Raw genomic sequence first — 13746 nt, 5'->3', positions numbered from 1 at the left:
CGTGCTCCGCAGCCGTGCCGCGGTGATGGCGGCTTGCTCGTCGAGCCTGGGGGGCTCGAAAACTCTGATTCCGCTACGCGACCTGCCGCGCCGTTGTTCACCAACGCCGCCAGGTTCGCGGTGGATGTGGCCGACGGATAGAGGCGCGGCGGTCGCTCTGCACGGTGTTCTCTTCCGTGGAGGTGCCGAAGCCACGATCCTTCGGGGCAGCATCGAGAGTGGACGGCTCGTCGCCATGATCGGTATCGGCGCGAATGCCTTCTACGGACCTCGCTGTCGGCCCGCTGCTCGGGACTCTGACCGGGATTGGGTGGAACCAGTCCGGGCCCGGCCCTCGTCCATATGATGACCGCTGATCTCCGGCAGCGGCGATCTATGGAGGCTCCATGGAGGAGGAGCACGAGACGGACGTGCCGCCCTGGTTGCCGAGCACCGAATGCCCGGTCGAGTTCGAGCAGCAGAGCTGGATAGAGACCCGGATGCACTGGTGCGCCGAGCAGTTCGGAGGCCCCGCGGAGCTCGGCGACATCGCGCTGCCCACACAGGACTTCTTCCCCGCCTCCTACACCGGGACGCTGGCACAGATCAAGGAACTGACCGCTCGGGTGTGCGACCTCATGTCGGTCGATCCCGCCGGCCTCATCGTGGAGTTGTTCGACGGGGCCGAGAAGGGCCGCGCCTCGGGCGTTCGTACGGTGGGTCACTACACACGGCGCAACGGCCGCGCGGTGATCAGTCTCGACCGGGACCAGGCGGCCGATCCCGCCTACCTGACGGCCATCATCGCGCACGAACTCGGTCACGTCCGGCTGCTGGGCGAGAACCGCGTCTCCCGGCGCGGCGACCACGAACGGCTCACCGATCTCGTCACGGTCTACCTCGGGCTCGGCATCTTCACCACCAACGCCGCGATGAGCTACGCGAAGGCCGCCCGCTCGTGGTCGATCCAGCCCCTCGGCTATCTGGACGAGCGGACACTCAACGGCGCGGGCAGCGACGGCTACTTTCGGCTCGGTTACCTCAGGGAGCGCGAGTTCGGGTACGCCCTGGCCTGCTACTGCCGGATGCGCGGCCAGACGACCGCACCGGCCTGGGCGTCCTACCTCGCCCCGGGACCGCGGGCCGTCCTGAAGCAGGGCCTGGCGTTCCTCGCGCTGGAGGGCCCGGGGGAGGGACTGCCCACGGTCAAGCCCCGGCGCCGCCGGGATTGGCCCGCGGGCATCCGGCCGACCGAGGTGTGGCAGACGGACCCCTCGCGCCTGCCCACCCTGTTCTTGAAGCCCACCTGGCCCGGGAAGCCGGCCGCGCCGGACCAGCCGGACACCTGACGCTCCGGGCTCTCGATCAGCCAGGCGCTGAACGAGGTGCTGTGGGAGGACACGCCCAGCCAGGAACACGTGGGGCGATGTGCCGGCGGGCATAGGGGCGGTCGGCCGGGCGGTCACCAGATCCAGGCTGACGATCCGCGAGTTTGCGTGCACTTGAGGTTCGGCCTGATAGGTGAAGGAGATAATGCCGGAAAGCGTGCCTGGATGATGAAATCTGGAGGCTCATGAGATGCCACTGGGAGCACCGGCTATCGTCAGTCCCGTCACAACCTGCAGCGAAATGGTACGAGTGCAGGGCCAATTCTCTGACTCGCAAGTCCAGATTTACATCCAGGGAGATCCTACGCCCATAGGTGACGTCCAGGTCGACCGGGCCGACACGTACATTCCCATTGACCGCACCCGGCTCGTTCAGGGACAGCGTCTCGTGGCGACGCAACGCGTCGGTTCGGAGACAAGTGGTCCCTCACCTAAAGGGCAGCTCGTCGAGGCCGTGGCGAATGGTCTGGTGCAGTTCGCGTCGCCGCTCTACATTTGCGGGCAGAGCATCATGCTCACCACGTGCAGTCCTGGCGCCCGGATAGAAGTCCGCCAGAACAGCCAGCTTCTCGGCCACGGCACGGCGGTCGGTGACCTTGCGATTGTGAGGTTGGACCCGGGAAAGCGAATCCTCGGCGGACGGCCCCTCAAGGTTTCTCAGATCGTCTGCGGATCCACCGCGTCGAAAGTGACGACGAGCCCGCTACCGCTTGCTCCGCCGAGAACGCTGTCTCCGCCCGCCATCGATGAGCCGCTGGAGGAGTGCCAGAATACGATCAGTGTGCACGACACTGTGCCGGGCGCGGTGGTCAGAATCATGCGAAATGGTCACACGATCTACAATGACGCGATGCCGCTCAACCACGGTGGGGTGCTGTCCGGCCCCCTGCAAGCGGGAGAGGAGATTTCAGCCGAACAGTCGATGCCGGACTGCAAATTGGACACGTCCGCGCAGAACACGGTGACGGTGACCCCGTTGACGGCGCTCAAACGCCCGCGCATCGACGGCCCGCTGTGCGCCGGTCCCCGGCAGGTCACCGTCTCGCGGCTGAAGCCGGGTGCGACGGTCCGGCTGTACAGCGATACGACCGAGATCGGCCGGTGGGAGGCGCCAGGGGGCTCGTTGCCCGTCGACATCGACGTACCACTACCGGCTGCGATTCGGGCGCGCCAGGAACTCTGCGGAATCGTCAGCGACATGTCGCGCCCTTACTTCGCGGCCGCCGCCAGGAGGGGCCGCTGGTTCGTGGTCGAAGACGGTAACGGTGACGACTTGCCGGCCCGGGCATTCGCGATTCACGCCGCGCTCGCGCACACCGGCAAGATCGTGATTTTCAGCGGCAACCAGCACAGCCGAGAACAGCACCAGGCCCGCCCTCAGGATCTGGACCACTGCCAGCTGTTCGACTGTGCGACATTGGAGCTGGAGAAGATCGACGCACCCACCACGGACGTCTTCTGCTCAGGACACGCCTTCCTCCCAGACGGACGACTGCTCGTGGCGGGCGGCACTGAAAAGTGGCTACAACCGCCCGACCCAACGGCTCCGCATCCCGACCATTTTCCGGGATTGCCCGATGCATGGATCTTCAACCCGGCGCCGACTTCGGGTGCAAAGTATTGGTCGAAGACACATTCCATGCACAGAGGACGTTGGTATCCGACACTGTCGACGATTCGTGATGGACGGGTACTCGCGCTATCAGGTCATCCGTCATTTTCCGATAGCTGGCACAACAACAATGATCTCGAACTCTACCTGGAACCCGACTGGCAGTTCGCCGGCGCCTCCCCGTCGATCATTTCCCTCACTTCCGGCTATCTGTATCCCCGGATATTCGCAGCGCCCGGAGGCGACGTCTTCAGCGCGACCCCGATGCTCAGCGGCAAGAGCGGTCGCTGGACACCGGGCGGCGGCGCCGCCTGGCAGGATGTCGCCGACGTCCCGCCTGGCGGGTGGGGTCTCTACGATTGGTACAACTCCTGTGCCGTAGTGCTACCGATGCTGGAGGAAGAGGAATTCCGGATGCGAGTGGTGCTCGCAGGAGACACCGCCGCCTTCATCATTGACCTTGGAACGCCCCGTACGCCTTTCGACGACCCGCAGTGGCGGGAGCTGATGCCACGGGCACCGCACCTGAACGGCCGCCAACGCATCAATCTGAACGCCGTGATACTGCCGTCGTGCGAGGTCATCCTGGTCGGCGGTGTCGAGAAGTCCGACGACGATGACACGGCAGTTCATGATCCTGAGCTGCTCAGCCGCGCGAGTGGAACCTGGGCATGGTCGACGAGGAGACTGGCGCCATCGACGATAGTCAGGAACTACCACTCCACCGCTCTCCTGATGCCGGATGGGAGGGTCTGGACCGCCGGTTCCAACCGGAATGCTTTGCCTGGTCCGGAAGCGGTGAGGAGGTTGGAAATGGAGATCTACGAGCCTTGGTACGTTTGTGCCGAACGCCCCCTGATCACGGCTGCTCCGGATACCGTGCACGCCGGTGAGCGCTTCACCGTAAGAGTGAAGTCGAAGGAAGAAGTCACGCGGCTGGCCCTGGTGCGTTGTGGCAGCAGCACGCATTCATTCAACCCCGACCAGCGATTTCTTGGACTGAAGCCAGTGCACGAAGGCGATGCCCTCACAGCTGTCGCGCCCTCCTCCGACATCTTGATCCCCGGCTACTACCTGCTGTTCGCCTGCACGAAGCGCAACGTCCCCTCGGAGGGCGTGTTCGTAGGCGTCTCACCACTGCGGTGACGATGGAGGCGAATCGTGGAGCGCCGGAGCCGGGCGTTCGAGCTGAGGAGGCGACTCTCGCAGCGCGACCGCGAGCTCGATCGGTCGGCGACAGCAGCACCACGAGATGGTCTCAGCCCCGGCGAATAACCGCAGCGGAACCCCAGGTCACGCCACCAAATCGAGTTTTCGAGCGGCACACCCCGGCATCTGCTCCTCAGCCATGCCGCACTCCTCGCCTCGGGGCCATATCCGACCCTAAACCGGCGTCCAAGGGCGGTGTTCCTACGGTGCCGAAGGACCGTCCATTCAACGGCTGATCCTGATTGCCGGGCTGGTCAGTGGGCCGCTGGGAAGGCGTTCGGTGCCGCCCTCCAGCGCATGGTCCAGCGTTTGCGGCCCTTCCCGGGCGGGTCCAGACTCGTCGGCGCCGTGTAGACGTAATGGAGCGCCGCTGCCGCGGTCGGGAAGCGGGTCCGACCTGTTTTGCGGGTCCGGGCGTCGAAGGATTCGAGCGCATTCGTCCGGCAGGTCAGGTCGTGTTCTGCGCTGAGGCGGGGTCGAATCGTCCCGTCAGCCCGACGGCGTCCAGAACGCGTGCCAGGTTCGGCCTGAGACCGACCAGGGTGAGGGAGCCGCCCCTGCGGGAGGCCCGCCGCTGGATGTCCAGCAGGACGTTCAGGCCGCTGGAGTCGCAGAACGACACGCCCGCCACGTCCAGCACGATCCGGGTGCAGCCGGCCGCCAGCAGACCACGCAGCCGCTCAGCCAGCAGCGGCGCGGTCGCCAGATCCAGTTCCCCGTCGACCGCTGCCAGCGCGACGCCGTCCAGGCGGAACTCCGCCAGCCCGGCGTGCTCCTGCGGCTCGGTCTCGTCCTGCGGTGTTGTCGTCACGGTTCTGCTCTCCTTTCCCATCCGCTGCCCAGGTCTCCCAACCTTCCGCATGCGCTCGGGGGCCCCCAGTGCCGAAGGTCCCGCCGCGGCCCGGGCATCGGTACCGTTCCACCCGGTCGTTGGACCCGAATGGTCCGATACTGGAGACGGCTGCGGAAGTGCTCGGGGAGACGGCTGTCGCGGAGGCGGTGGCCGCTGACGGCTGGCCGGTTCCGCGTCGGGGCGGCCGACCTGTTCCTAGAGGACGTAGCCGATGGTGGAGCGCAACACCGCCAACACGATCAGGCGAGCCTGCCGCAAGGGAACGCCCCGCCCGACCAGCGTGCTCAACCAGTTCTGAGATGGCGGCCACCTTGAGGGACAGTTGGAAGGCCGCGATGATCCGGGCTCCGTCCGGGTGGGCCAGCAACGCGCGCCGCAGCCGCCCGGCCAGGCCGATCAGCCAGTCCTGCCAGCACTCCTCCGGCGCGGGCGACGGCCGGCACGCGCCCAAGCGGCCGCACCGCTCCAGGACCCACGAGGCGATCACATGGCGCCCCCAGGCAGCCGAGATGGTGCGGCGGTGGGCTCGTCGTTCTTCCTCACCGCCGCACCTTCTCTCCCGCTGACGGAGCAGCGCCGCTTGTGGTGCGCCGCGAGCTTCGGTACGAGTCTCAGGTGGTGATTGTTTGGGATGTGCGTGCGGTGGGTGAGCCGTTGCAGAGGGTGGATTGGCCGGTGAAGATGTGGTGGTCGCTGCAGCCCTCGTCGTCGGTGACGGTGAGTTTGACCGTGAAGGTGCCCGGGCGGGTGTAGGTGTGGGTCGGAGTGGGGCCGCCGTTCGGCAGGACGGTGCCGTCGCCGAACTCCCAGTCGTAGCGGGCCACGCGGCCGTCGTGGTCGTCGGAGGCGGTGGCGTCGAAACGGGCCGGCGCGCCGGGCCTGAAGGAGAACCGAGCGGTGGGGCCCTGGTCGGGGAGCATCGCCATCGCTTGGAATCCGGGCTCGTCAAGCCCCCCGAAGGGGGAGCCCGGGAGTTGGCGAAGGGCGCCGTCCGAGCCGATCGCGTAGGCGGTGATGTCGCTGGAGTCGCTATTGGCGGCGTAGAGGAATCGGGCGCTGGGTGACAGGGCGAGAGCGGTCGGCAGGGCTCCGGCCTCGACCGGCCTGGCGGGGCCGAGGGTGCCGGTGGGCTGGACTCTGAATGCCTGTACGTTTCCGGGGCCGCCGGGGGTGCCGTCGGGCATCTGGCCGGTGGCCGCTGCGTAGACGTGCCCCGAGTCGGGCGTGATGATGATGCCCTCAGGGTCGTTGGGCGAGGTGAAGGGCGAGCCTCGCAGTTCGGTCAGCAGGCCGTCGGTGCTCCGCCGGTATCCGCGGATCTGGTTGGTCGCCTGGCTCTCGGCATAGAGGAGCATGCCGTCGGGCGAGATGGTGATGCCGGCGCCGAACCGGCCGATCTCGATCGACTTGAGGAGCTTGAGTCCGCCGCCGTCGGTCACCACGAAGATCGAGAGCGTGCCGGGTACGGCCGGGTCGCGTAGGCCGTTGGTGACGTACACGAAGCGGCCGTCCGGTGACACCGCGACACCGCGCGGGTTGGTGCCGCCGGATGGCACGGACGCCAGCCGGGTCAGCCGGCCGTCGCGGCCCACGGAGAAGGGTGTCACCCGGCTGGTGCCCTGAGCCCCGGCGTACAGCGTCCGCCCGTTGGGCGCCATCGCGAGACCGAACGGGTCGCCATCTGCCGGCACCTCGTCGAGCGCGGTCAGTGCCCCGGACTCTGCCACGCGGTAGATCAGCACCCGCCCTGAGTCGGTGTCGGCCACGTACACGAATCGGCCGTCGGGTGTGGCGACCACACCGCGAGGCCCCGCGCCGGCCGGTACGGGATCGGCGAGCGGGGTGAGGCCCCCGGTCTGACGATCGACGGTGAACATGGCGACCACCGGGGACCCGAGGTTCGTCACGTACAGCACTCGTGGGCGGGTGGCCTGGCCGAACGCCGGACCAGCCGGAGCCAGCAGGGACAGCATCAATGCGGCAACGATGAACCTTGCCGGTCGTGCGAGCATGAATCCTCCTTCGACACTGCGATCTCCTTCGAGGTCATCGCGGCGCCGACGAGGACGGCCGGTCTGAGGCGGAGTCGCACGTCGTCCCCGTTGGGCGTCCGGACCTTCTTGGTGAGAAGGCGTTCCAAGCCGTTCCAAGCCGTTCCATCGAGCCTGGACACGGCCGGGGCGGCTGCGCGCGGAGTCGCCCCGGCGTCAGTCCGTGCGGTCCTGGCCGGGGATCTGATCCGCCTCGTCCGGCGGGCTGTGGAGGCTGACGAGCGGTCTTCCTGCTGGATGATCCGTTCGTACAGGTCCGCTCTGATCGCGGTTGTGGCACGCCGACCTGGCGAAGCCCGGCGGCTCGCTGACGCCTCGGTGTCCTCTTCACCGGGCGTCAGAGTTCCTTACCCAGGGGGATTTCGCGTAGCCGCTGTCGAGGTGATCCCGCCGAGGTCCGGTGACGTACCGTCAGCCGATTCCCAGGAGCGCGCAGACGTCCGCCACTTCGTCGTAGATCGAGCCTGGGACGGTGAAGGACTCCGTCCCCGATATCTCGGCGAGATGGTCCTCGATGTCGTCGGCGCTCGGGGTGCTGCCGGGCCCGGCGAACCAGCCGTCGCCCAGCCCGACGAAGGCCCGGGCATAGCGTCCGGCGCTCGCGGAGTAGTTCTGATGCGTACGGTCGCACGCCCTGCCGGCGAGGTAGACGACGATGGGGACGACCAGCTCGGGCCGGATGGCGTCGTAGAACGCCGTCTCCTGGGGGAACTGCTCCCGGTCCCCGACGGTGGCGGTGACCATCCGCGAGAAGCCCGTGGGCAGCACGGTGTTGGCCAGGACGCCATGAGGTTCGCCTTCGAGGGCGATGACGTTCGTCAGGCCGAGGAGGCCGGCCTTCGCCGCCGCGTAGTGTGCGGCCTCGGCCTGGCCGAAGATTCCGGCAGAGGAGGAGATGAACACGAACCGGCCGTAACCCTGCGCCTTCATCACGCGGAACGCCGGCTGGCTCAGGTAGAACCCCCCGTCCACATGCACGTTGAGCATGCGCCGCCACTCGTCCGGCGACAACCGGTCGAAGGGCGAGGTGTGGAAGATGCCCGCGTTGCTCACCACCGCGTCCAGGCGGCCGAACCGCTCGACCGCGCCGCGCACTATCGCCTCTCCGCCTTCCGGGTCGGCCACGGACTCGTGCGACGCGAGCGCGACCCCTCCGTCGCGCTCGATCTCCGCGACCACACGGTCGGCCACGCCGCGGTCCTGGTGGCGCCGTTCAGGCCACACGTCTACGACGGCTTCGAGCCCTCGGCTACCTCGGCACTGCTGACTACGAAACGAGATCGATCACCACGCCTCTCTGGTCGCCACGACCACTGTCCGGCTACGAGGTCAGGTACAGCTTGCGGTCGAAGACGCCGGATCCAGGGGTGCTCTCGCCGCGGCCGATGGCGGTACCGCTTCCGGTGGCGCTGCCCGGGCAGAGCAGGCTGCTGCCGGGCTGCCGGACGAACGAGATCGTGGTCGCCTTGGCCTGCAGGTCGTCGTCGGGAAGCGGGCGGTTGGGGTTGTCGCGGTTGTAGACGTCGAAGGTGAGCCCGTTGCCGCTTCCGGTACGGGACCCGTAGATGCAGGTGACGGTGATGCCCAGTATCTGGCCCGTCAGAGTGATCCGCAGGCCCGGGTTGATGGCGATGACGCCGTCCCGTCCACCCTGGACGGGACTGTAGGTGATCTGGCCGCTCCTGTCCGACACGCCGCTCAGGTCGAGGTCGGTGGGGGGCGAAGTGAAGCCGTTGGACATTCGGCACGCGCCGACCGAGGCGGCGGTCACTTCCCCGGCGCCGGCGGAGGTCGCGTCGCCTTGCAACTGTGCGCTGTCACATGTCCCGGTGACGTTGGCACCGAGGAACGTGCTGGAGAACGCGAGCGGGCCGACGGTGGAGACCTGCCAGTTCCCGGAATAGGGCGCGCCCGCCGCGGTGTCCTGGCGGATTGTGGTGGTGGCGGCGGACGTGGGGCCGGCCGTGACCGCCAGTGCGGCGCACACGGCGGCTGCCGGCGCGGCGAGTCGTGCGGGAGCCTTCACGAGGGTTCCTCCTCGAAGGGATTCTGCTGTCTCCGCGCACGGGTGGCCCGCACGCGGTCCTTGCACGGTCTGCCGGTGAGCGTCGCGACCGCGCAAGCAGGATCGTGTGATCTCCCATTGACGGCCCGCATGGGCTCTCACCTGCATGAATGAATCCACACGGCGGAAATGGTGGCGGGGGACGAGCGAAGGAAGCCGGAGATCTTGGGGGTCAAGCGGCCAGTCCGGGGGAGCGGGTACAAGGGGGCCCTCTTTTCGAAGTCGGGCATCTGCCTGCTGCCCAACGGGGTGGGTGGTAGCCGATGGTCCCACGCACCGCTCTACCTATCTGGGGAAGGGTGTAGCAGATGTGGTGAATCGTGGATTGGTGAGGCGAGAGCCATCATGTCCACATTGACGCGAGGGTTTTCCTGCGAACAGAACGCGTTCTACGGCAACGATAAGTTGTGATGATTTGGCGGTCAATGCTTGAGTGCTGAGTCATGTGATCTCATAATCAAATAACAATATCGTCGTGCTTCTTTATAATAAATGTCAGACAGCGGCCGCATGGTTCACTCCATTGGTAACCGATCGACCTCCCGGGGTGATCGGTGAATGTGCTGCCGCAATGACCGGAGGTAGCGCCGCAGATGCGGCGTGAGCGGGCGCCGCGCCCGTCCTTTGCGTCGACCGGCCGGACGGACGAACCGCTCATGCCCTTCGCGGACCCGGAACGCCGCGCGCCCCCACGGCGCGGCCCCGGGGCGTGATCCCGGTCCCGGTACACCGTCCGCACGTTCTCGAAGGGGCACGGAAGAGCAGGGGGATGTCGGCCACTGGGCGCCGTTGCGAAGGTCGGGAGTTGTGTGAATGACGCGGAGAACGCGAGTTTGATAAAGGTAGTGTCCTGCTCCGACCGCGAGGCCACGTTCCAGGTGATCGGCAAGGTGGACAACGTCTACAGCGACGACTTTGACGGCAGCAGGAGTCGAGCGTGCGCAGCCTATCCCACCACGACGCGCTTCTTCTGGAAGGGCCGGGCGGGTTCCGGCTACGTCCTGTGTCTTGCCCCCAAAGGCCCGGGAAAAGGGTAGCGGTCCGCACCTTGGTGAGGGCAGCGGGGTGGGTGCAGTCCTCGAAAGGAGTAGTTCCTTCTGAGTGAGTGACTGAGGTGGTCAGGCGGTGGCGCCTGGCTTGAGGTATCGCAGGCGGCATCAAGATCGCCGCGTCTGGAGTGGACAGTTGCCAGCAAGGTCTGGTGGAGTGCCTTGGTCCGCACATTCGCTGCCGGCAAGTCGAGCACGACCTCGGCGTGCTTGACCGCCTCGTCGTACTGGCCAAGGTCGCGCAGCGCATGCATCACCGAGCTGAGGTGAAGGTGCCAAGCCAGAACGGATCCTCGGCCGGGTTAGCGCGGTCCATCGCCGGTTCGGAGCGGCGGATCGCGGCTATGGCGTGGCAGCACGTCGGTGCGAGGCCGCGCGGTTCTGCTGCTGGTCGTGATCGTGCTTAGGTTGGAGAGGACGGGACGTGCGGCCCGAGTCGGTATCCGCCTGCGTGCAGGCGGGTCATGCCGGTCAGGAACAGCAGCTGGCGGCCGTTCCCGATGGGACGGACACGGTGTGGCGGACTTGGGCTGGAGCGCGGTGGCCTCACCGCACTCCAGCCAGGCCGCATTTCATGTCAGCCGGGCTTCGGCGCGGAGCAGGGCTGCCAGTTCGTCACCGTCGGCCTCGGTGACGCCCTTACTGGAGAACCAGGTGGCTACGTTGTAGGCGTCCCGGTTGAGAAAGGCGGGTCCGTCGGGGTTGGCGATCACATCGACGATCTGTGGCAGGTCGATGATCACCAGCCGCCCGTTGCGAACCAGGATGTTGTAGGCGGACAGGTCGCCGTGGGCCAGGCCATCCCTGGCGAGCAGCACCATCGCCTCGACCAGCTGATCCCACAGGTCCGGCAGGTTCTCCCCGACCTGTGCCAGGCGTGGCGCGCCATAGCCCTCGGCGTCCCCGATGAATTCCTCCAGCACCTCGGTCCCCAGAATCTGCACCGGGTAGGGGACGGGCGCCCCGAGGAGATACAGCCGGCACAGAGTGTTGAACTCGGCGTTGGCCCACTGGGCGGCGATGGCCTTCTTGCCGAACTCGGTCCTGGCGGCCATCGCCCGGTTGGTCCGGCTCTCCCGCACGCGGCGGCCCTCCAGGTAGCCGGCGTCGCGATGAAACAGTCGGTGGTCACCAGAGCGGTAGCGCTTGGCCGCGAGTAGGCAGGACCGGGCCGTGTCCGGGACGCCGCGAGTGATCAGATAGACGTCGGCTTCCTTCCCGGTCTTGAGCACGCCGTGCTCGGTGTCGACCGCGGCGAGCTCGGTCACCAACCAGGACGGGTGCGGCTCTGGTCCGCGTTCGGTCGGGGTGCTCTGGTCCCACGTGGACCAGCGATCGCCTGCCGGTGGGCCGTCCAGGGTGGAATCGTCGCCGGCGTGCTTTGCGAAATCGAAGTAGTCCGGCGAGGGTGGTTCGTAGGTGGTGTTGGCGTAGTAGAGATCGGCCTCGTCAAGGCGATTCTTGCGACGATACTGCTTGGGCATCGGTGGGATGGCTCCAGTAATCGGATGGCCCCACCGGCCTGCCTCAGACGCGCGGTGGGAGGAAGAAAGCATGGGCCAGCGTGATGGCAGCCATGGTCAGTCCTCCCTTCATCCCGGAACTCCTCCGAAGATCTTGAGTGATCGTGTCAGAGCGAACGCGAGAAACGCAAGCGGATATTTCGACTAGCAATGGCGCACGCTGCTCCGGACCTGTGGGATCTACCGCGGAACTGGCCGCTGAACCGGCGGTTGCTGTTATCGGGTTGGGGTTCGGGTTTTGTTGGTGGCGTTGATGAGGATGGCGGCGGCGTCTTCGGCGGATTGTCTGGCGAGTTGGGGCAGGACGCTGGTGTAGGTGTCGGCGGCGATGGTGATGGAGGACAGGCCGAGGGTTTCCTGGACGACTTTCATGTCGTGCCCGGCGTGGAGCAGGATCGTTGCTGCTCCGTGGCGGAGGTCGTGGAGGCGGATGGGTGGCAGGTCGGCGTCCATGGCGAGGCGGAGGAACTGGTCGGATACCTCGGCGGGGTGGAGTGGTTGGCCGGTGGGGGTGGTGAAGACGAAGCCGGTGTCTTGCCAGGTGTCTCCGGCGGCGAGGCGTTCTTTGTTCTGGCGGGTGCGGTGGGCTTTGAGCTCGGCGATGGTGTGCTGGTCGAGCATGACCTGACGGTCGCCCGCCTCGGATTTGGGTCGGCTTTGTTCGGTGCCGCCGGTGGCGGTGGTGATCTGCCAGCGGATGGTCATGGTCCCTTCTTTGAGGTCGAGGTCGGGCCAGCGCAGCCCGCAGGATTCGCCTCGTCGCAGGCCGCGGAAGGCGATGAGGTGGTACTGGGCATAAAGCCGGTGACGCCGGGCGTGGGTGAGGAAGACGCCGGTGTGCTCGGGTGTCCAGACCATCACCTTGGAGGGGCGTTCAGCGCCGACGTAGGCGTCCAAGGGCCTCACCCACATGCTCCGGCGCCGGGTCGCCCTGGCCCGGAAGGCGTTGCGCTGGCGTTCCCGCGCGGTCTCCAACGCGGGCGACCAGGACGTCGGGGTAGGCGGCCTCGGCCAGGAGCGGGCCAGTCGTCCATGTGGTGGGGATCCGGCCGCCGACGAGGTCGCGGGCTGCGCCGGGTCGCAGGAAGCGAGCGAAGGTCGCCGCAGCCCTCCACCCTGTCGCCCGCTCTCGTGCCACCGGGAAGCATTGCATATGACTACCGATTGTCAGATCGGCTGCGGTGTGGTCGTTATGCGGCAAAGGTCGGCGGCGGCTCGCGCGTGTGAACGTGCCGTCAGGACGGCCCGCCATGCCGGTGGTCGGCCTCGAAGCTGCGCATTCCTCGGATGAGGAGGTCTAGGCCCAGGGCGAATTCCTCGGCCAGGGGCACGGTGGCCGCGGCCGCCGTCAGGCTGATGGAGGGGTAGCGCGTGGGGTCGGCGCGATGCAGGGTGTCGCCCGCCCGCACGTCGGCCTGCTGATGGTCAGGGTCGTCGCGCAGCTGGATGGCGAAGCCGATGACGAAGCGGCCGAGGGTGGCGAGGAGGGTCCGGGCAGCGGCAGGGGAGAAGCCTCCGGCGAGCAGGATCGAGAGGCCGAGTTCACGGTAGGCCATGGCGTTCGGGCCGGTCGGCACGGTCTCCATCAGGAGTGGTACGGCGCGGGGGTGGCGGGCGATGGCGTCGAACATGGCGGTGGCGAGCAGTTCGCACGCGTGCGGCCACTCGGCTCCCTCCAGCGCCCCGGCGTCGATCTTGATCTCGCCGAAGACGCGTTCCACGACGTGGCCGAGCAGATCGGCGCGGTTGTCGACGTGGCGGTAGAGGGTGGCGGTGCTGGAGCCGAGCCGCTGCGCCAGGGCGCGCAAGGTGAGGGCGTCCGCGCCTTCGGCGTCCACGATCTCCAGGGCCGTGTCGACGATGCGCTCGAACGGCATCTTGGGCCGTCCGGGGCTCCTGGTCGGCCTGCGGGTCTCGCCTGGCCCCGAGGCGGAGGCGGAATCACTGCTCGGGTGCATGTCGCCAGTATCCCGCCTTCCTCGTGGTCCGGCTGGTGGCGGCATCGGCCGAACTCCGC

The 13746-nt window shown here is 67.4% G+C and carries 10 protein-coding genes; 3 read left to right on the top strand and 7 right to left on the bottom strand.

The window, feature by feature from the left end:
* Positions 1-386: 386 nt before the first annotated feature.
* Together ACRYCC_RS34780 and ACRYCC_RS34775 are read left to right on the top strand one after the other, a co-directional pair.
* Positions 387-1328 carry a hypothetical protein gene (locus ACRYCC_RS34780; protein ID WP_433818141.1) on the top strand — a complete coding sequence of 314 codons (942 nt, stop codon included), beginning with the start codon at positions 387-389 and terminating at the stop codon, positions 1326-1328.
* A gap of 427 nt (positions 1329-1755) precedes the next feature.
* Positions 1756-4125, top strand: a complete 2370-nt coding sequence (locus ACRYCC_RS34775; protein ID WP_433818140.1) for a galactose oxidase early set domain-containing protein — start codon at positions 1756-1758, stop codon at positions 4123-4125.
* A gap of 511 nt (positions 4126-4636) precedes the next feature.
* Here the strand turns inward: ACRYCC_RS34775 and ACRYCC_RS34770 are convergent.
* The 4 genes from ACRYCC_RS34770 to ACRYCC_RS34755 form a co-directional block, all read right to left on the bottom strand.
* Positions 4637-4999, bottom strand: a complete 363-nt coding sequence (locus ACRYCC_RS34770) for an STAS domain-containing protein (protein ID WP_433818138.1) — start codon at positions 4997-4999, stop codon at positions 4637-4639.
* A gap of 653 nt (positions 5000-5652) precedes the next feature.
* Entirely contained in the window at positions 5653-7053 is a 1401-nt protein-coding gene (locus ACRYCC_RS34765) for a beta-propeller fold lactonase family protein (RefSeq protein ID WP_433818136.1), read from the bottom strand.
* 450 nt (positions 7054-7503) lie between these two features.
* Positions 7504-8316, bottom strand: a complete 813-nt coding sequence (locus ACRYCC_RS34760) for an SDR family NAD(P)-dependent oxidoreductase (protein WP_433818135.1) — start codon at positions 8314-8316, stop codon at positions 7504-7506.
* Between the two features lie 97 nt (positions 8317-8413).
* Positions 8414-9118, bottom strand: a complete 705-nt coding sequence (locus tag ACRYCC_RS34755) for a hypothetical protein (RefSeq protein WP_433818134.1) — start codon at positions 9116-9118, stop codon at positions 8414-8416.
* Between the two features lie 848 nt (positions 9119-9966).
* Here ACRYCC_RS34755 and ACRYCC_RS34750 point away from each other — a divergent pair.
* Positions 9967-10194, top strand: a complete 228-nt coding sequence (locus ACRYCC_RS34750; protein ID WP_433818133.1) for an LppU/SCO3897 family protein — start codon at positions 9967-9969, stop codon at positions 10192-10194.
* 584 nt (positions 10195-10778) lie between these two features.
* Here ACRYCC_RS34750 and ACRYCC_RS34745 read toward each other — a convergent pair.
* The 3 genes from ACRYCC_RS34745 to ACRYCC_RS34735 form a co-directional block, all read right to left on the bottom strand.
* Positions 10779-11690, bottom strand: coding sequence for a serine protein kinase RIO (locus ACRYCC_RS34745; protein WP_433818132.1), 912 nt, complete (start codon positions 11688-11690; stop codon positions 10779-10781).
* Between the two features lie 255 nt (positions 11691-11945).
* A complete protein-coding gene (locus ACRYCC_RS34740; RefSeq protein WP_433818131.1) occupies positions 11946-12626 on the bottom strand; it encodes a site-specific integrase in 681 nt (226 codons plus the stop codon).
* 338 nt (positions 12627-12964) lie between these two features.
* Positions 12965-13687: a TetR/AcrR family transcriptional regulator gene (locus ACRYCC_RS34735; protein ID WP_433818130.1), complete on the bottom strand. Its 723-nt coding sequence runs from the start codon at positions 13685-13687 to the stop codon at positions 12965-12967.
* Positions 13688-13746: the final 59 nt, after the last annotated feature.

Source organism: Actinomadura scrupuli, from assembly GCF_050971785.1.
Taxonomy (GTDB): Bacteria; Actinomycetota; Actinomycetes; order Streptosporangiales; family Streptosporangiaceae; genus Actinomadura_E; species Actinomadura_E scrupuli.
This window is presented reverse-complemented; position numbering and strand designations above follow the sequence as displayed.